20 protein-coding genes are annotated in these 18614 nt (G+C 62.1%); 4 read left to right on the forward strand and 16 right to left on the reverse strand.

Going from position 1 to position 18614, the window contains the following annotated elements:
• Positions 1 to 20 precede the first annotated feature (20 nt).
• From LOKVESSMR4R_RS13560 to leuC, 3 genes are all read right to left on the reverse strand, one after another.
• A complete protein-coding gene (locus tag LOKVESSMR4R_RS13560) occupies positions 21 to 833 on the reverse strand; it encodes a hypothetical protein (RefSeq protein WP_087213236.1) in 813 nt (270 codons plus the stop codon).
• Positions 834 to 1079: 246 nt separating this feature from the next.
• Positions 1080 to 1685, reverse strand: a complete 606-nt coding sequence (gene leuD, locus LOKVESSMR4R_RS13565; RefSeq protein ID WP_087209339.1) for a 3-isopropylmalate dehydratase small subunit — start codon at positions 1683 to 1685, stop codon at positions 1080 to 1082.
• A complete protein-coding gene (gene leuC / locus LOKVESSMR4R_RS13570; protein WP_087209343.1) occupies positions 1685 to 3088 on the reverse strand; it encodes a 3-isopropylmalate dehydratase large subunit in 1404 nt (467 codons plus the stop codon). Before leuC ends, leuD begins: the two co-directional genes overlap by 1 nt.
• A gap of 296 nt (positions 3089 to 3384) precedes the next feature.
• Between leuC and LOKVESSMR4R_RS13580 the strand changes: the two genes are divergently transcribed.
• Positions 3385 to 3699 carry a hypothetical protein gene (locus LOKVESSMR4R_RS13580; protein ID WP_087209349.1) on the forward strand — a complete coding sequence of 105 codons (315 nt, stop codon included), beginning with the start codon at positions 3385 to 3387 and terminating at the stop codon, positions 3697 to 3699.
• A 69-nt stretch (positions 3700 to 3768) separates the two neighbouring features.
• Here the strand turns inward: LOKVESSMR4R_RS13580 and ureG are convergent, their stop codons facing one another.
• From ureG to LOKVESSMR4R_RS13635, 11 genes are all read right to left on the reverse strand, one after another.
• The gene (ureG, locus tag LOKVESSMR4R_RS13585) at positions 3769 to 4377 is read right to left on the reverse strand and encodes an urease accessory protein UreG (RefSeq protein WP_237331792.1); all 609 of its coding nucleotides are present in this window, start codon (positions 4375 to 4377) and stop codon (positions 3769 to 3771) included.
• Positions 4378 to 4391: 14 nt separating this feature from the next.
• Positions 4392 to 5045 (reverse strand): urease accessory protein UreF, encoded by a 654-nt coding sequence (locus LOKVESSMR4R_RS13590; protein WP_335673966.1) that lies wholly within the window; start codon positions 5043 to 5045, stop codon positions 4392 to 4394.
• The gene (locus tag LOKVESSMR4R_RS13595) at positions 5020 to 5487 is read right to left on the reverse strand and encodes an urease accessory protein UreE (RefSeq protein WP_204248678.1); all 468 of its coding nucleotides are present in this window, start codon (positions 5485 to 5487) and stop codon (positions 5020 to 5022) included. Before LOKVESSMR4R_RS13595 ends, LOKVESSMR4R_RS13590 begins: the two co-directional genes overlap by 26 nt.
• Positions 5488 to 5509: 22 nt before the next feature.
• On the reverse strand, positions 5510 to 5734 hold the full coding sequence (locus LOKVESSMR4R_RS13600; protein WP_087209357.1) for a hypothetical protein: 225 nt from the start codon (positions 5732 to 5734) through the stop codon (positions 5510 to 5512).
• A 120-nt stretch (positions 5735 to 5854) separates the two neighbouring features.
• Positions 5855 to 7615, reverse strand: a complete 1761-nt coding sequence (ureC, locus tag LOKVESSMR4R_RS13605) for an urease subunit alpha (protein ID WP_087209360.1) — start codon at positions 7613 to 7615, stop codon at positions 5855 to 5857.
• A 1-nt stretch (position 7616) separates the two neighbouring features.
• Positions 7617 to 7922, reverse strand: coding sequence for an urease subunit beta (locus LOKVESSMR4R_RS13610; RefSeq protein WP_087209363.1), 306 nt, complete (start codon positions 7920 to 7922; stop codon positions 7617 to 7619).
• A gap of 48 nt (positions 7923 to 7970) precedes the next feature.
• Positions 7971 to 8273: an urease subunit gamma gene (locus LOKVESSMR4R_RS13615; protein ID WP_087209366.1), complete on the reverse strand. Its 303-nt coding sequence runs from the start codon at positions 8271 to 8273 to the stop codon at positions 7971 to 7973.
• A gap of 3 nt (positions 8274 to 8276) precedes the next feature.
• Positions 8277 to 9110, reverse strand: coding sequence for an urease accessory protein UreD (locus LOKVESSMR4R_RS13620; RefSeq protein ID WP_087213247.1), 834 nt, complete (start codon positions 9108 to 9110; stop codon positions 8277 to 8279).
• A gap of 128 nt (positions 9111 to 9238) precedes the next feature.
• The gene (locus LOKVESSMR4R_RS13625; protein ID WP_087209369.1) at positions 9239 to 11527 is read right to left on the reverse strand and encodes a glycosyl hydrolase family 28-related protein; all 2289 of its coding nucleotides are present in this window, start codon (positions 11525 to 11527) and stop codon (positions 9239 to 9241) included.
• 102 nt (positions 11528 to 11629) lie between these two features.
• The gene (locus tag LOKVESSMR4R_RS13630; RefSeq protein ID WP_087213251.1) at positions 11630 to 12034 is read right to left on the reverse strand and encodes a DUF4864 domain-containing protein; all 405 of its coding nucleotides are present in this window, start codon (positions 12032 to 12034) and stop codon (positions 11630 to 11632) included.
• 126 nt (positions 12035 to 12160) lie between these two features.
• The gene (locus tag LOKVESSMR4R_RS13635; protein WP_087209372.1) at positions 12161 to 13735 is read right to left on the reverse strand and encodes a lysine--tRNA ligase; all 1575 of its coding nucleotides are present in this window, start codon (positions 13733 to 13735) and stop codon (positions 12161 to 12163) included.
• Positions 13736 to 13846: 111 nt separating this feature from the next.
• Between LOKVESSMR4R_RS13635 and LOKVESSMR4R_RS13640 the strand changes: the two genes are divergently transcribed.
• Complete coding sequence (locus tag LOKVESSMR4R_RS13640) at positions 13847 to 14266, forward strand: tellurite resistance TerB family protein (RefSeq protein ID WP_087209375.1); 420 nt, start codon at positions 13847 to 13849, stop codon at positions 14264 to 14266.
• A gap of 94 nt (positions 14267 to 14360) precedes the next feature.
• Here the strand turns inward: LOKVESSMR4R_RS13640 and dacB are convergent, their stop codons facing one another.
• Together dacB and LOKVESSMR4R_RS13650 are read right to left on the reverse strand one after the other, a co-directional pair.
• A complete protein-coding gene (dacB, locus tag LOKVESSMR4R_RS13645; protein WP_237331793.1) occupies positions 14361 to 15827 on the reverse strand; it encodes a D-alanyl-D-alanine carboxypeptidase/D-alanyl-D-alanine-endopeptidase in 1467 nt (488 codons plus the stop codon).
• Positions 15827 to 16444 (reverse strand): nicotinate-nucleotide adenylyltransferase, encoded by a 618-nt coding sequence (locus LOKVESSMR4R_RS13650; RefSeq protein WP_087209381.1) that lies wholly within the window; start codon positions 16442 to 16444, stop codon positions 15827 to 15829. The genes dacB and LOKVESSMR4R_RS13650 overlap by 1 nt, the downstream gene beginning before the upstream one ends.
• Positions 16445 to 16611: 167 nt before the next feature.
• Here LOKVESSMR4R_RS13650 and LOKVESSMR4R_RS13655 point away from each other — a divergent pair, with 167 nt between their 5' ends.
• A complete protein-coding gene (locus LOKVESSMR4R_RS13655; RefSeq protein ID WP_087209385.1) occupies positions 16612 to 17544 on the forward strand; it encodes an aldo/keto reductase in 933 nt (310 codons plus the stop codon).
• Positions 17541 to 18611 (forward strand): NAD(P)/FAD-dependent oxidoreductase, encoded by a 1071-nt coding sequence (locus LOKVESSMR4R_RS13660; RefSeq protein ID WP_087209388.1) that lies wholly within the window; start codon positions 17541 to 17543, stop codon positions 18609 to 18611. Before LOKVESSMR4R_RS13655 ends, LOKVESSMR4R_RS13660 begins: the two co-directional genes overlap by 4 nt.
• The last annotated feature ends 3 nt before the right edge of the window (positions 18612 to 18614 follow it).

Consider the following 18614-nt stretch of genomic DNA (forward strand, 5'->3'; position numbering starts at 1 on the left):
AAATGGCCAAAGCGCGAGGATCAGTAGCCAGAAAGCGCCGAAACGGCGGCGCGGTGGCGCACCTTGTCGCGCTGCATCTGGATCATGTCCGCGACCCGTGTCAGCGCGACACCCCGCATCACGATACTTGCAGGCAGAAACGCCCATGCCGCCACCGTCCAGATCAAACTATGCGGGTTGTCCAAATTGATCGGCGCCGCAAAGAGCGCCGCCAGCTTGACCACCACAGGCGCCAAGAATGGCAGCAGAAACCCTAATATGATGTTAATGCGCCCATCCCGTTGCAGCCGCAGCACCACATCGCCGCCCGCGGTCGGATCAAAGGTCGGCAGGTTGACCCAGACATTGAACGCCCCGCCCCGCCGTGGCCAGCGCTGCAGCCGCAACAGCACGATGAACCACACGATGGAAAACAACCCGATCAGATAGCTCAGGCCCGCCGCATCGCGCAGCCGGTCTAAAAGCGCGGGATCGCTGTCCGCAGGCATCATCAACACCATCAGCCGGACCGGAGAATAAGGAAAATCAATGGCCTGACCGATGGCGGCGCCGGTGGTCTCGAACATGGCGGTCAAGGGAGACGGGTTGTCATAGCCGCGAAAGATCATCGACAGGCAAAGCACCGTGGCGAACAAAGCCGAAAACCGGGTGCGATTGAACGGCGGCGCATCGCGGAATTCCACAAGGCTGGGGCTGGCGGCGCTATATTCGACCAAGGTGAACAGCGCCGCGAAAATCGCCACCAGCACAACGACCTGTGTCGCGTCATTGCCGCTGCCGATCAGCAGCGCCGAGGGCATGACGACAAGCATCACAACAAGGATTGCCCGCATCATTGCGGCTGGCAGGCGTCGGAACACTGCATCCACTCCCATGATCACAAGGGCCGAGGCCGCGATCATTTTTCGCTGTGGTTGATTTCGCATGATTATCGCTGCAACCGCAAGTGGTTGGCGTGGATTCACAAAGCGGGCGGCAGGATTAGCCGCTGATTGATGCGGCATTGCAACCTTTGCACAGGCCCCCAAAACGCGAAAAGCCGCATCCGAAGATGCGGCTTTGCTGCGATGGTGGCGCGGTCAGACCCAGGGGCGCGCGGCGCTTGCCCGTGTCTCGAAACCGGCGATGGCATCGGCCTTTTCCAGCGTCAGGCCGATATCATCCAACCCGTTCATCAGGCAATGTTTCTTGAAGGCATCAACCTCGAAATGGAAGGTTTCACCATCCGAGGATGTGATGGTCTGCGCCTCCAGATCAACCTCGATCCGCGCGTTCGCGCCTTTTTCGGCATCCTTCATCAGCACATCAACCTGTTCCTGCGGCAGCGCGATGGGCAGAATGCCGTTCTTGAAGCAATTGTTGTAAAAGATATCGGCATAGCTGGGCGCGATCACGCAGGTGATCCCGAAATCGGCAATCGCCCAAGGCGCATGTTCGCGGCTGGACCCGCAGCCGAAATTCTCGCCCGCGACAAGGATCTGGGCCGCGCGATATTGCGGCTGGTTCAGCACGAAATCGGCGATCTCGTTGCCGTCTTGATCATAGCGCATCTCGTCGAACAGATGCACCCCGAGGCCAGAGCGTTTGATCGTTTTCAAAAACTGCTTGGGGATGATCATATCGGTGTCGATATTGACCAGCGGCATGGGGGCGGCAATGCCCGAAAGCTTGGTGAACTTTTGCATTACATCATCTCCCGCACATCGGTCAGTTTGCCTGTGATCGCCGCTGCCGCCGCCATCGCGGGCGACATCAGATGGGTGCGACCACCACGGCCTTGGCGGCCTTCGAAATTGCGGTTGGATGTGGCGGCACAGCGTTCGCCGGGGGCCAGCTGGTCGGGGTTCATCGCCAGACACATCGAACAGCCCGCAAGGCGCCATTCAAAACCGGCATCGATGAAGATCTGCGCCAGACCTTCCTCTTCGGCCTGCGCACGGACCAGACCCGATCCGGGGACGACCATGGCGCGCACCCCGTCTTTTTTCTTTTTGCCTTTCAGGATCGCGGCGGCAGCGCGCAGATCCTCGATCCGGCCATTGGTGCAGGACCCGATGAACACCGTGTCGATGGCGATATCGGTCAGCTTGGTCCCCGGCGTCAGCGCCATGTAATCCAGCGAGCGTTGCGCCGCACCGACCTTGCCACCCGTGAAACTGTCAGCGGCAGGCACGGTCGCGGTGATCGGCAGCACATCCTCGGGCGAGGTGCCCCAGGTCACGACAGGTGCGATATCTTCGCCGCGCAGGGTGATGACCTTGTCAAAATGCGCGCCTTCATCGGTGAACAGGGTCTTCCAATAGGCGACCGCCGCTTCCCATTGCGCGCCTTTGGGGGCATGGGGGCGGCCTTTGCAATATGCGAAGGTCTTTTCGTCAGGCGCGATGATGCCTGCGCGTGCGCCGCCTTCGATCGCCATGTTGCAGACGGTCATCCGCCCTTCCATGGACAGATCGCGGATCGCTTCGCCGCAATATTCGATGACATGGCCGTTGCCGCCGGCGGTGCCGGTCGCGCCGATGATCGACAGGGTGATGTCCTTGGCGGTCACACCGGGGGCAAGTTTGCCGGTGATTTCGACCTTCATATTCTTGGATTTCTTCTGGATCAGCGTCTGCGTGGCCAGCACATGTTCGACCTCGGAGGTGCCGATCCCATGCGCCAGCGCGCCGAATGCGCCATGCGTCGCGGTATGGCTGTCGCCGCAGACGACGGTCATGCCGGGCAGGGTCCAGCCCTGTTCGGGGCCAACGATATGCACGATGCCTTGGCGGACGTCCGAGACCGGATAATAATGGATGCCGAAATCCTTGGCATTGGTGTCCAGCGCATCAACCTGAATGCGCGATTCCTCGTTCATGCCGCCATTGGCGCGGTCCAGCGTGGTGGGCACGTTATGGTCCGGCACGGCGATGGTCTTGTCGGGGGCATGCACCTTGCGACCGGCCAGGCGCAGACCTTCAAAGGCTTGCGGGCTGGTGACTTCGTGGACCAGATGCCGGTCGATATAGAGCAGGCAGGTGCCGTCTTCGGCCTCATGCGCGACATGCGCATCCCAGATTTTATCATAAAGCGTTTTGGGGGACATTGTCCTCTCCCGTATCAAAATTCAGATGTTGGCAGGCGTGCGGAAACAGGGGGGGCCTTAGCCCCGCGCAAGGATTGTGCAACTCGCGCCAAAAAAGCGCCAGGGCAGGCGCGCGCGGTCATCCATGTCGAAAACCTTTTTCATGACGCTTCAGATACACGCTGGCCTGCCGTCCCGCAAGGGCCGCGCGCGATGATGCGGGCGCGCCCCTATTGCAGCCCGTATTGCAATAGCGCGTTCGCTGCATAGATCAGGACATATCAGGAAAGGCCAAGAAAGGCCAGGAAAGGACCGTCATGCAATTCCAACTGAACACCGATTCCACCATCCAGGGCGACACGCGCCTGTCCGATGTGGCCGAAACCATTGTCACCGGCGCCTTGGGTCATCTGACCGACCGGCTGACCCGCATCGAGGTGCATATCGCCGATGTGAATGCCGCCAAAGGCGGATCGGATGATATCCGCTGCACGATCGAGGGCCGCCCCGAAGGCATGCAGCCACAGACCATCACCCATCATGATGCCAATGTCGAAGCCGCCTTGCGTGGCGGGGCCAAGAAGCTGCGCGCGCTGCTGGACAGCGAGTTCGGCAAATTGGGCCGGCGTTGATTTTCCCCTGCGGCGCAGGGGAACGCGCCGCGGGGGATATTTCGGCTCGGAAGATGGGCAAAGCTGGCGTTATAGCCCGCCAAGACTGCGGATCAGCGCCACCACATCATCGACGCCGGTGCCCTGTTTCAAGCTGGCGAAAACCACCGGCAGCGCGCCGCGCATCCGCGCCGCATCCGCCGCCATGATATCAAGCGATGCGCCCACATGGGGCGCCAGATCGGTCTTGTTCACGACCAGGATATCGGACCGCGTGATCGCGGGGCCGCCTTTGCGGGGGATGTCTTCGCCTGCGGCCGTGTCGATCACATAGATCGTCAGATCCGCCAGTTCCGGGCTATAGGTCGCCGAAAGGTTGTCGCCGCCGCTTTCGATCAGGATCAGGTCCAGATCGGGGTGGCGCGCGCGCATTTCGGCCACGGCGGCCAAGTTGATCGACGCATCTTCGCGGATCGCGGTATGCGGGCAGCCGCCGGTTTCCACGCCCATCACCCGGTCGGCGGGCAGGATCTGCATCCGCATCAGGGCTTCGGCATCTTCCTGCGTATAGATGTCATTGGTGATCACGCAGAGGCTCAGCTCATTTTTCAGCGCCCGCGCGAGGGCGGCTGTCAGCGTGGTTTTGCCCGCGCCGACCGGGCCGCCGATACCGATGCGCAAAGGACCATGGGGCGACATGCTGTGACCTTTCGTCATGACCGGAAAATCCGGCTATATTGGTTGTTGTGCTGCATGGCGGCGGTATCAACGGCAAAGACCGCCGTGCCGAGATCGTCGAGGCTGGCGTGGCTGGCCTCGGTCCCGATGCGCAGGCAGAGCGGGGCAAGATCCGCCAGGATCCGCTGCGCCTGGGTCTGGCCAAGCGGCATCAGCCGCTGTGCCGCCTGCACCAGGTTGCTGGCGAAACTTTGCAACCACAGCTGCGCGACAGGCTGGACCGCCATCGCCATCAGCCGCGCCGCGCGCCCCACTGCCACCGGATAGGCCATATCGGGCAGATCCAGCCCCCAGACCGCGCGGGTCGTCGCGGCGAAAGCGGCCCCTTGGTGCAGCGTTTCCATCCGGCGTTCCCGGCTGGGGGCCAGCACGGCGGCCAGCTCTGCCAAGGCGGCGGGGTCATCGGCTGCATGGGCCGCGCAGAGCAAGATCGCATCGCTGCGCCCTGCCCCCTGGTCCAGCACATCGGACAGCCAGTCCGCCAGATCCTGCGCATCGCGCAGATCACCGCGCCCGATGCTGCGTTCCAGCCCGTGCGACCAGGCAAAGGCCCCCACCGGATAGGCCGGCGACAGCCATTGTGTCAGCGTCAGGTAGCGCGCGTCATCCATGGCTATGCCCGTGATCATGGCCGTGGTCATGCCCCAATGTGCGCCCATGCCCATAGGCCCCCCCCTCGGGGGTGAAAGGCCCATCCATATCCGTGACGCTTGCGCCCAGCTGTTCCAGCATCGCGCGCATCACCTTGCCCCGCTGCACCACCAGCGCATCGGGCAGGATCGCGCAGGGCGCATGGCGGTTGCCGATATGCCAGGCCAGCCGGACCAGATCGCCGGTAACGCGCATCAGCGCCTCATGCGCGGCAACGACAGCGATCTGGCGGCCGTCTTCGAGCACAAAGACCTGGCCTGCATCCACTGATATTGTCCGGGGGAGATCGACAAGAAACGGCGCGCCGCTGTCGGTCAGCAGCCGTTTGCGACGCAAAAGCCGCGCGTCGTAGGTCAGGCTGACCCGATCCGCCACCGGGCCATGCGCATGGTCATGGATGGTCAGGGCACGGGCCATCATGGCGCATGCCCCAAAGTCGCAATCAGCTGCGAATGCTGAGGAATTTGGCCATCGCTTCGGCGCGGGTCATGCCCCATTCTTCGAGCTGGGCATCGGACATGTTGTTGAGCTCGTGCAAAAGACGCGCCTGCGCCGTCGCCTCGGACATATGGATGATCCCACGCCCAAGTGCGCGCAGCGGCGCCATCACCAAGCGGGTCAGTGTTTCGCGGTTGGAAATCTGGATAAAGTCTGTCTGGAAAGCCATGTTGCACCTCTATAATGCGATTACCTTTCCTCCCTGCACCCAAGCTAGCCCTTGTGCCGCGTCCCAACAACCGCGCTTTGCGCAAAGCCACTATGCGTTTTCTGCAATGCAGCATCATGGTCAGAACAGAAAATAGCGTTGCGCCATCGGCAAACGCTCTGCCGGTGCGCAGGTCAGCAAGACGCCATCGGCGCGCACCTCATAGGTTTCGGGGTTCACCTCGACATGCGGCATGGCGGTGTTCAGCTTCAGATCCTTTTTGCCGATATTGCGGGTATTGACGACGGGCAGGGTCTGTTTGGCCAGGCCCAAACTGCCACCGATGCCCGCCTCTTGCGCGGCGGCGCTGACAAAGGTGACGGCGGAATGTTCCACCGACCGCCCGTAAGCGCCAAACATCGGGCGGGTGTAAACCGGCTGCGGTGTCGGGATCGACGCATTGGGATCGCCCATCTGGGCGGCAACAATCGTGCCCCCCATCAGGATCATCTCTGGCTTGACCCCGAAAAAGGCGGGGTTCCACAAAACCAGATCGGCGCGCTTGCCGACCTCGATTGATCCGACATGGGCGGAAATGCCATGCGCAATCGCGGGATTGATCGTATATTTCGCGATATAGCGGCGCACGCGCATATTGTCATTATCGCCCTTTTCCTCGGGCAATTGGCCGCGCTGGACCTTCATCTTATGGGCGGTCTGCCAAGTGCGGATGATCACCTCGCCCACACGGCCCATCGCCTGGCTGTCCGACGCGATGATCGAAAAGGCACCCATGTCGTGCAGGATATCCTCGGCGGCGATGGTTTCGCGGCGGATCCGGCTTTCGGCAAAGGCCACATCCTCGGGGATGCTTTTGTCCAGATGATGACAAACCATCAGCATATCGAGATGTTCGTCGATCGTGTTGACGGTAAAGGGCCGCGTCGGATTGGTCGATGAGGGCAGCACATTGGGCTGGCCGCAAATCTTGATAATGTCGGGGGCATGACCGCCGCCCGCGCCTTCGGTGTGAAAGGCGTGGATGGTGCGGCCTTTCAGGGCGGCAACGGTGTTTTCGACAAAACCCGCCTCGTTCAACGTGTCGGTATGGATCATGACCTGCACATCCCAGGCATCCGCCACCGACAGACAGCAATCAATGGCGGCGGGGGTGGTGCCCCAATCCTCATGCAGCTTCAGACAGCAGGCCCCCGCGAGGACCTGTTCTTCCAAGGCCGCAGGCAGCGATGCATTGCCCTTGCCCGCAAAGGCGAGGTTCATCGGAAACGCATCCGCCGCCTGCAACATCCGCCCCAGATGCCAGGGGCCGGGGGTGCAGGTGGTGGCCAATGTGCCATGCGCGGGGCCGGTGCCACCGCCGATCATGGTGGTCAGACCGGAATAAAGCGCATCCTCGATCTGCTGGGGGCAGATGAAATGGATATGGCTGTCGATGCCGCCTGCGGTCAGGATACGGCCTTCACCGGCGATGGCCTCGGTGCCGGGGCCGATGATGATATTCACACCCGGCTGCGTATCGGGATTGCCCGCCTTGCCGATGGCCACGATACGCCCGTCTTTGAGGCCGACATCGGCCTTGATGATGCCGGTCCAATCCACGATCAGCGCATTGGTGATGACCGTATCCACCGCGCCCGCGGCCCGCGTGACCTGGCTCTGGCCCATACCGTCGCGGATCACCTTGCCACCGCCGAATTTCACCTCTTCGCCATAAGCCAACGCATTGGGGCCAGTGCCGCCCGTGGTGGCGCGACCGGCCAACTCGGCGGTCAGATCGCGTTCGACCTCGATAAACAATTCGGTATCGGCAAGCCGGACCTTATCGCCCACCGTGGGGCCGAACATCGCGGCATAATCGCGGCGGTTGATCACTGCTGGCATCTTAAAGATCCCCCATCACAGCTTGGTTAAACCCGAACACCCGCCGCGCACCCGATATCGGGATCAACGCCACTTCGCGCCTTTGGCCCGGTTCAAAGCGCACAGCAGTGCCTGCGGCGATATCCAGCCGCATGCCGCGCGCCGCCGCCCGGTCAAAATCCAACGCCGGATTGACCTCGGCAAAATGGAAATGCGACCCCACCTGCACCGGCCGGTCGCCTTTATTGGCCACCTGCAAGACCAGCACCGGCGTGCCTGCATTCAGCGTCAGATCACCCGCCGCCACGATCACTTCACCCGGTTTCATGGCATGACACCCCACTTCTTTTTTCCAAAAATACTCATCTTCTTCTTTTCAACGGATCGGATCATGGACCGTCACCAGCTTGGTGCCATCAGGAAAGGTCGCCTCGACCTGCACCTCGTGGATCATCTCGGCGATGCCTTCCATCACCTGATCGCGGGTGATGATATGCGCGCCCGCCTGCATCATGTCGGCAACAGACCTTCCGTCGCGCGCGCCTTCGACGACGGCATCGGTGATCAGGGCAATCGCCTCGGGATAATTCAGCTTCACCCCCCGGGCGAGCCGCTTGCGGGCCACCTCGGCAGCCATCGCGATCAGCAATTTGTCTTTTTCACGCGGGGTCAGTTGCATGGGTCACAATCTCCAGACACGGGGGATGGGTGCTGCGGACAGCGCCTCGATCAAGGGAATAAGGTCGCGGCGCAGGGTGAAACCGTCTGCTGCCAAAAGCCGGATCAACAACAGATCATCCGCCAAAAGGCTGGCACCGGCGGTATCGGGCAAATCCAGCGTGCCAGCCAGCGCCGCCGCCTGCGGGGCCGCCAAAAGCAGCGTTGCCATCGCCCCTGCCCCGCCCGCGATGGCCGGACGCGCCAATAATGCAGCAGCATCGCCGATCAGGCGGATCGCATCGGCAAAGACCAGCACGCCATCACGCCTTATGCGCCATTGGTCGCGCAGATGCAGGGTATGGACGACCTCGCCCATCGCGACACGGCCAAAGATCACCGGTTCCACGATCAGGCATTGTGCCGACCCGGTCAGATCGACCTGTAGATGCCGGTCCAGCGCTGCGGCATCAAACAGGATGGTTTCCTGCGGCAACCAGTCAATGCGCGCATCCTGCGCCACCTGCAGGGTCACATCGACCCGCGCCACCTGCCCCGGCAGCGCGGCATAGCCGCGTTCCGCCGCCTGCGAGGACAGCACGACATGCGCGCCCGCCTGCGCCACGATATCCAGCGCCATCCGGTCGCCACCGGTCAGCCCGCCCGAGGTGTTCAGGAAAACCGCATCAAGCGTGGGGCCATAGCTGCGCGGAAACAACGCCTTCAGCGCGCCTTGCTGGCGCAGATCGGCAATCACGCTTTGCGTGCCACGGCGCTTGGCCACAAGACGCAAAGCGCCTTGCGCACGCGGCTGCAAAGGCGCGGCCCTGTCCATGTCGATCTGCGCGCGATAGGTCATCTGCCGCCTTTCCTTGGCCTCTTGTGCCAAGGATCAGCTGCGCAGGACCAGCGGTGCCGCACCGATACCGCGCAGAAAAACGCGATATCGCAGTCATCTGCCTAAAAATGAGGCAGCTTCATCAGAAATCAGCCTGTCCTATCCATCCGCACCTGATAGCGGACCGCGCCGCGCACGGCGCTGCTCCAGTTCAGATGCACGGATCGTTGGTCCGCGCCGCGCTCTCCTTCGGCCCAGGGCAGCTCGCGGATCGTGGCATTGGCCGGCGTGGTGATCGCGCCGCTGGGCATGACGAAATCGACATGCCGCGCGCGGCCACCAAAGGGCAGGGCTTGGCCTGTATTCATAACCCATGTGCTGGCCGCCGTTGTCTGGCTATGGGCCAGCACCGCAGGGTTCGCGACGGGAAAATCGACATTGTGAAAGGTGTTGGCGCTGAATTCGAAACTGCGGGTGCGACTGAAATCCAGATCGGCAAAGGTGGTATCGACCATCTCGACCCTGTTGATGCGGCCATTGATGGCCCGGAACACATTGCCCACCACGGCAAAACCATTGATGAAATGCCCCGGACCATAGGGCTTGATGACGATGAAATTGAACCAGGGCGCGACATCATTCGTGGTAAAGATATTGCCGGTGATCGTCAGCCCGCCGAATGAAAACTGAACGCCCAGCGCCGGGCTGCTGGTATGTTCATTGGTCCATTCGATGAAATTATTGTCGCAGTAATTGCCGGTGAAAATGCTTTTCGGATTGGGCAGGGTCAACACGATCCCACCTTTGCGCACGCTGCCCGGCTCGTCATCGCCGTGAAACCAATGGTTCGCCGTGATCAGATTGCCCGAGCCCGCCAGCACGCAGAAATGCAAGAACCGGCTGGTGCGGTTGTCGCGGATCTTGACGTCATTGGCATTGGCGTTGAACCCGATGCTGACGCGGGCGGCGACCGGCACGGATTGTTCATCCGAAATGAACTGGCAGCGGTCGATCATCATCCCCTGACAGCCATAGCCGGGCGATGTCACCCCCCGGTCGCGGGGCCGGTTGATGAAACAATCGCGGATGTGAAAGGTCACGCCGTCGGGCGCCATCATGATCCCGCTGGCAACACCGCGCCCCTGGAATTCGATATCGGACAGAATGAGCTGGCTCAGCTTTTCATAGCCCGAAAAATCCAGCATATATCTGAAACGGGTAAAGGTAAAAACCTGCGTGCCCTCGGCATCATAAAGCGGATTGCTCAGCGTCAGGCGCGCTTGGGCCACATCCACCGCCATCACATAGATCTCGCGGCCGACACCGGCCCCGCTAACCAGCGACCCCACCGCGATATTGGCGATCCCGGCGACATTGGTCAGCTGCCGGTCATTGGCCGCAGCATAGCTCGCCTGCGACGTGACCACGGCTGTATCCCAGGCGGCGCTGTCATCGGGTTGAAACTGGCCATTGCGGATCACGCGGCGGGTCTCAAAGCGCAGCCGCGCGGGGTCGCAGGCCTGCATATCGACAGGTGCCGTCAACAGGATGCGCCGGCCGCACAGATCAAGCGAATCGTGATCGGCGAAATTGATCAGCGCCTGATAGGCTTTCTTGAACGCCGTTTCCTCGTCCTTGAACGCATCAAGATAGGCGTCGAAATTGTACCCTTTCTGCAAAATGAACCGATGGTCGGCGGCCTGCAGGATCCGGCCCTCAAAGCGGGTATTGTTCTGCATGGTGACATGGCCCGCCAAGCGGTAATCACCCGCAGGCACCATCACCGTCCGTCCGTTCGCCGCCGCATCAGCGGCGATAAAGGCCGGGGCATCATCGCTGACGCCGTCGCCCTTGGCACCGAAATCACGCACATCGACAAGGCTGACCAGATCACGGGTGAAAACGGCGCTGACATCCTCGATCGTGATGTCATCAATGCGCACCACCCCGCCCAGCGGGCCGGTCAGATCCAGCCCCAGATGGCCGTAATCCGCCCCGGCCCAGACCAGGTCAACCCCGGTGCGCGCGGCGGTGGCGATGATCGCGCTGATCGTGACGACCGCGCCATAGGCGGTCAATTGCGTGGCCGGGCCGGTCGTGGGCACGCCGGGCAGCAAAGTGCCATTGGCGCGCCCCGGCCAGCCCGCGATGCGCACGGACGGCAAAGGGCCCGCCACCGCCTTGACGCGGGCGGTCACGCGCAGATAACAGCCCGGCAGGATCGGCGTTTGCCCCATATAGCGGACACGGGCGACAGGATCGCGCTTGAGCACCTCCAGACAGCCCGCGAAATCCTGATCGGCGGCGACAAAGACGCCCGATCCGCTGACGGCATAGGTGTCGGACCCCGGCGTGCCGTCGCCGCTGGACCAGACCCCCAGACCCGCCGCAAAAGGCAAAGGGTTGAAAACGATGGCGTCGGTGATGGCTTTGTTCATGCTCGATCCTCACATTCTCAGCTACGCAACTGCCAAGAGGATAGAACAAAGAGCTAAAGACCGGCTGACACCACCGTCACGGTCGGGCGCGCAACGGGGGCATCAGACCCCCAGATCAGGCGCAGGCAGAAGCGTGACACCATTGATCTGCCAGCCCTGCGGCGTTGCGATCATCTGGTAATCCAGCAGATGCAGCCCGCCCTGCGCATCGCGGATCATGACCTTTTGCCACCAGAAACCCGCCATATCGCGCAGGTCTAGAAACCGCACATCGGCATTGTCCCAGACCATCGGATAGCCTTGCTGGACCATCGCGCCGAAATTGCCCTCATTGCCAAACAGGCGCTTGATATTGGGACTGGCAAAAGACCAGGCCGCCGCCACATCACGCTCATGAAAGGCTTGCAGCTGATCAGTGATCACGGATTGGATGGCCGCATGATCCTGCGCGGCAAGGGCGCTGGCAGTCAACCACAGCCCAAGAATGACGACAAAAATACGCTTCATCAGCCTCTCCATAAAATGCCCCATATCAAAGATACGCGACAAAAGGCCGATCAGTTTCAATTTCGTGCAATCATCCCATCTTCCGAGCCCAAATATCCCCGCCGGAGGCTCCGCGCCAGCGGACCCTCAGACCTCGCGCGATAGCTGGGCCTCGATCAGGGCGATGGTTTCGGCGACACCGTAAAGCGCGATGAACCCGCCAAAGCGCGGGCCTTGGGATGCGCCCAGCAAGACCTCATAAAGGGCGGTGAACCAGTTGCGCAACGGATCAAACCCATGGTCGTTGCCAACGGCGAAAACCATAGTCTGCAAGGCCTCGGCGTCAAGCCCGCCATCCCAGACCTTCAGCCGGGCCGCCAGATCCTGCAAGGCCGCGCGTTCCTGATCTGTGGGCGCCCGGTAGGTTTTGGCGGGTTTCACAAAATCGTTGTAATAGCGCACGGCAAACCCTGCCGCCTGATCCATCTGGGGGTTCTTTTCGGCGGATGCATCGGGGGCATAGCGGCGGATAAACCCCCAGAGCGTATCCTTGTCCTCGGCCCCTGATACGGATGCAAGGTTCAGCAGCATCGCGAACGGCACCACCATGTCGGACACCGGCACGTCGCCGCCGTGGATATGGAACACCGGATTGTTCACCCGGCCCGCATCATCCTGATCGGCATAGGCGCGCAGCTGCTGGTGATATTCATCCACCGCCTTGGGGATCACGTCAAAATGCATCCGTTTGGCGGTTTTCGGCTTTTGATACATGAAATAGCTCAGAGATTCCGTCGCCGCATAGGTCAGCCATTCATCAATCGAAATGCCGTTGCCCGAGGATTTGGAAATCTTCTGGCCGTTCTCGTCCAAAAACAGCTCATAAGAAAAATGGTTCGGCTTGCGGCCGCCCAGAATTTCGCAAATCCGGTCATAGATCGCGGTATTGGTGGCATGTTCCTTGCCATACATCTCGAAATCAACGTCAAGTGCGGCCCAGCGCGCGCCGAAATCAGGCTTCCATTGCAGTTTCACATTGCCGCCCGTGACCGGCAGGGTCCATTCGCGGCCATCCTCGTCATCGAATGTCACCTCGCCCCGCACCGCATCGACATTTTTCATCGGCACATAGAGCACGCGGCCGGTTTCGGGATGGATCGGCAAAAAGATCGAATAGGTTTCCTGCCGTTCCTCGCGCAAAGATTTCAGCATGACCGCCATCAGATCGTCATAGCGTTCAGCAGCCCGCAGCAGGATGTCATCGAACTGGCCCGTGCGATAGAATTCGCGCGCGGAATAGAATTCATACTCGAACCCGAAAGTATCCAGAAAACGCCGCAGCATGGCGTTGTTGTAATGGCCAAAGCTTTCATATTCGCCGAACGGGTCCGGCACCGATGTCAGCGGTTTATGCATATGCTCTTTGAGCATCTCTTGCTGGGGCACATTGCCCGGCACTTTGCGCATCCCGTCCAGATCGTCCGAAAAGCAGATCAGCTTGGTCGGAATGTCGGAAATGACCGCGAATGCGCGGCGGATCATCGTGGTGCGCAACACCTCGCCGAAAGTGCCGATATGCGGCAGGCCGGACGGGCCATAGCCGGTTTCAAACAGCACATAGCCTTTGGCGGGCGGGCCGGATTCGTAGCGTTTGAGCAGGGCGCGCGCTTCTTCAAAAGGCCAGGCCTTGGATGTCATCGCAGCGTCACGCAGGTTGCTCATTCTCTTGCTCGCAATTTCAGGCGGCACCCCAAATGGCGCCTGCACGCATACTCCCTATTGCGAGACGGACAGGGCGTCAATAAATGGGACAGGTATCGCAAAGGATAGAGAATGTCAGACGCCGGCCCATTGACTGCCCAGGACGCTTTGGTCGTTCTGATGATCAGCGTTTCCGCCGCGGATGGCAATATCCGCACATCCGAGCTGGTGAAGATCAGCAACGCGATCAACAACCTGCCGGTCTTTGCCGGTTATGATGTCGAACGCGTGCCGCAGATGTCGCAGCTGGTTTTCGACCTGCTCGAACCCGAGGACGGGCTGGAAGCCCTGTTCGGCCTGATCCGCGAAGCCCTGCCCAGCCGGTTGTTCGAAACCGCCTATGCCTTGTCCTGCGATGTTGCCGCAGCCGATGGCCGCATCGCCGGGCAAGAGGCGCGGATGCTGGAAGAAATCCGCGAAGAGCTGGATATCGACCGGCTTTATGCCGCCGCGATCGAACGCGGTGCGCGCGCCCGGCATATGATTCTTTGAAAGATTCGCGGAGAGAGCCGGGGAAAGAGTCGGGTCTTCAAAAGATTCGGGCCTCCGGCGGGGATATTTAGGCTCCAAAGATGATCAGGCCGGGTCAATAGGCCCGCAAAGCCCATTGCTGCAGGATATCTTGTTGCAGGCGCCGCGCCTGCCGGTTCCAGCTGCGCGCGCCGGGGGGGATTTCCGCGGCCAGCGCCTTGCCGCGGTTGCGCGCCGCCAGATCGGCGGCGAAGAACGCAAAGCTGAGGTCGCGCCCGCCCGCCGTGCGCAGATATCCCGCCAGGCCAGAGACGAAATTCAGCGTGCCGGTCTTGGCCTGCACCCCCGCCTGTCCGGCGCGGATCACCGTCTGGCCCTGGTCGACCAGCGCGATGTCGCGCATCAGCGGGCGCAGCCGGGGCATGACATCGGGGGCTTGCAGAAAGGTGACCATATCGGCCGCGCTGATCTGTGATGCATCGCCAAGGCCGGAATGATCCACGAATTGAGGCGCGATCCCCGGGGCGCGCGCTTGCGCCCAGCGCGCCATGCCAAGCGCCGAGCTGCGTAGCCCCTGCGCCGGTCCTTCGGTCTGCGCGGTTGCGCTAAGCCCCAGCGCCTCGGCGGTGATATTGGTGGAATAGCGCATCATCTGCGTCAAAAGTCCGGGCAGCGGCTGACCCTCGTGGCGTGCCAGTTCCACCGCCTGCGGCAAGGCATCGGTGACACGGGGGCTGCCCAGCACGATCCCCCGGCTGCGGGCGAAAACCGCAAAGACCTCGGCTGCGTAAAGCGCGGGCGCGCGCACCGGCAACCAGCGCGACCCTGCCGCGTTCAATGCCGCGCGGGCCACTGTCCAGGCATCCGTATCGCCATCACGCCGATAGGTGAACAAGGGCATATCGCGGTCCACGATCTGCATCTGCGCGATGGTCACGGGTGGGCGGTGGGTGTCGCTGCGCGCATCCATCGCGGTGATAAAGCGCTGCCCTTGCTGCTGCCATTCGAAATGGACGCGGTTATAATTCAGGTTCAGCCCGCCCAGCGCGGGATTATAGCCGACATGCGGCAATTGCGCGGGGTCGATCTGGTCGATGTAGGGCAAAGCCGCGTCCCAGATCAGCACATCTCCGGTGACTTCGCGCAGGCCCGCCGCATGGGTCGCATCGGCCAGTCTGGCCATCTCATCGGTCAGCAGATTGGGATCACCACCCCCTGCAAGGATCAGATTACCATGCAAAATGCCGTCTATCAGAGTGCCTTGCGCAAGAACCCGTGTCGTGAACCGATGCTCTGCGCCCAAGCTTTCCAGCGCATAAAGCGCCGTGACCGCCTTGGTCACACTGGCCGGTGGCAGCATGATGTCTGCGCGATAGCTTTCCAGCACCGCCCCCGTGGCCGGATCACCCAGTGCCACGCCGATCTGACCGCTGAGCCCCGCGCGGTCGACCAATGCGCCCAGCGCGTTGCGCGGTGACACCCGCGCGACTGGCCGGTAGGACCGCAGCGGGGCTTCGGCATGGGCAGTGGTCCCAAGCGTCGCGCCCAGCCCTGCCAGCATCTGCCGCCGCGTCAGCCGCATCACCAATCTCCGCGTGCGCGGATCGCCGAAGACGATTGCCGCGACATCGGCAGGTTGATGAAGGACCAGACGGGGGCCTGTGCCCGGCCCAGCCCATGGCTAGCCCTGTCGGGCAATTGCGCCGCGCCATAGATCCGCGCCGCCTTTGACAGCCGCGCCGATATCCGGTCGTCAGGCCGCGCGATCACGCCGACGGGCACGTTATCCATGATCCAGCGCCAATCCTGCCAACGGTGCAATTGCGCCAGATTATCGGCCCCCATCAGCCAGACGAACCGCACGCCCGGATAGCGCCGCTGCAAGGCCACCAGCGTCTGGGCGGTATGGCGGGTGCCAAGCCGCGCCTCGATATCGGTCACGGTCACGCGGGGGTGGCGCATCAGGGCCTGCGCCGCCTGCATCCGATCGAGCAGCGGCGCAGGCCCGTTCGGTTTCAACGGATTGCCCGGGCTGACCAGCCACCAGAGCTTGTCCAGCCCGAACCGCGTCAGCGCTGCTTTGGTGATATGGACATGGCCGTGATGCGCCGGATCAAAGGATCCGCCGAGCAGCCCGATCACCTGTCCTGCCTTTGCCACCGGAAAGCCGTGCAAGTTTTCGCCCCTTATCGGCCCCATTACCTTGCCGCAACAAGCAGGCTGGGCGGCAAAATGTAAACCCCCGACGCAAATCCCGGCATGCAAACCCCGTCTGCCAAAAGACATGCGGGCCGACCGGCTGCCGGGGTTGAAAATTCCCTGCGCCGCCGCTTTTCATCGCCACGGCGCCGTGCCAGATTGCCCGCATGACACAAATGACCACACAAGACGGCACGCCTGTTTCCCGCCTGACCTTTGGGACGATGCAATTCGGCGGCAAGGCCGATGCGGCCGAAAGTACTGCGATGTATGATGCCGCGCGTGCTGCCGGGATCACCCATTTCGACACCGCCGTGCGCTATACCGAGGGGGCGGCCGAAAAGATCCTTGGCCAGCTGGTCAAGGCAGAGCGCGACAAGATCTATCTGGCGACCAAGGTCGGCTATACCGGCGGGGCGGGCCGCGCCAATATTCTGGCGCAATTCGACATCTGCCGCAGCCAGTTGCAGATGGATCAGGTCGATCTGCTGTATCTGCACCGGTTTGACGATGACACCCCGCTGGAAGACACATTTGCCACGATGGCAGAGCTGCAATCGCAAGGGCTGATCCGGCAGATCGGCGTGTCCAATTACGCGGCATGGCAGGTGATGAAAGCGCAGGCCGTGGCGCAACGCCTTGGCACCCGGATCGATGTGATGCAGCCGATGTATTCCTTGGTCAAACGGCAGGCCGAGGTCGAGATTTTCCCCATGGCGCAGGATCAGGGGATCGCATTGGTGCCCTATTCGCCCTTGGGCGGCGGTTTGCTGACCGGTAAGTATGCCAGTGGCGGCACCGGGCGGCTGATTGATGATCCACGCTATGCTTTGCGCTATGGGCAAGATTGGATGCATGATGTGGCCGCCCGCCTGACAGCCTTGGCCCGCGATCTGGGGACCGACCCCGCCACGCTCGCCGTGGCATGGGTCATGACCCATGCGACAAGGCCATCGCCCATCATTTCGGCGCGCTCATTGGCGCAATTGCGGCCCTCGCTGGCGGCGGCGGATTTCGCAATGCCGGCGGAACTCTATGCACAGATCACAGCCCTTAGCCCAGCGCCGCCACCGGCCACCGACCGGCTGGAGGAAGCATGAAAGATTTCGTGATCATCGGGGGCGGTATCGCGGGTCTTTCCGCCGCAGCACGGCTATCGGCGCTGGGCAGCGTCACCGTGCTGGAACGCGAGGATGCGCTGGCCTATCACGCCTCTGGCCGCTCTGCCGCTTTGTTCGAGGAACATTATGGCAAGCCATCGACCATCGCGCTGAACCGCGCGAGCCTGGATTACCACCGCACAGCCGATGTGCTGTCGCCGCGCGGCTTGATGCTGGTCGGCAGCAAGGGCGAGGCCGATCTGTTCGCCGCCGATGTGCAGGCGATGCAGATGGACAAGATCACGATGGACGCGGCTTTGGCCCTGTTCCCCGTGCTGAACCCCGCCCAAGTGGACCGCGCGGCCTATGATCCGGGCGCATGGGATATCGACACCGACAGGTTGATCCAGACATTCGCGAAAACCGCGCGTGGCAATGGCGCGCAGATCGTGACCAAGGCCGAGGTGATCCAGATCAGCCGCACCGCGACGGGCTGGGCCATCCGCACGCAGGCGGGCGAATACGAAGCGCGCCAGCTGGTCAATGCCGCGGGCGCATGGGTCGATGTGATCGCCCAGATGGCGGGGATGGCCCCTTTGGGGTTCCAACCCCTGCGCCGGTCGATGGCGCGCATTCCCGCACCTGACGGGCATGATGTCCGCGCTTGGCCGATGGTCTTTGGCGCAGGCGAAGGCTGGTATGCCAAACCCGATGCCGGTGCGCTGATCGTCTCTCCTGCCGAAGAAGACCCCGCAGCCCCCCATGACGCCTATGCCGATGATATGGTGCTGGCCGAGGGTCTGGCGCGCTACGAGGCAAATGTCACCACGCCCGTCACCCGGCTGCTGGCGTCTTGGGCGGGGCTGCGCACGTTTTCGCCCGACCGGACCCTTGTGCTGGGACCGGACCCCGCGCAGGCCGGTTTCATCTGGTGCGCGGGTCAGGGCGGCTATGGGATGCAATCCGCCCCCGGTGCCAGCCAGCTTCTGGCCGATCTGGTCGGCGGAAACACGCCTGCGATTGGCCCCGATATGGTGGCAGCGCTGGCCCCCGACAGGTTTCGCTGAAAA

It is taken from the genome of Yoonia vestfoldensis (genome assembly GCF_002158905.1).
Lineage (GTDB): Bacteria > Pseudomonadota > Alphaproteobacteria > Rhodobacterales > Rhodobacteraceae > Yoonia > Yoonia vestfoldensis_B.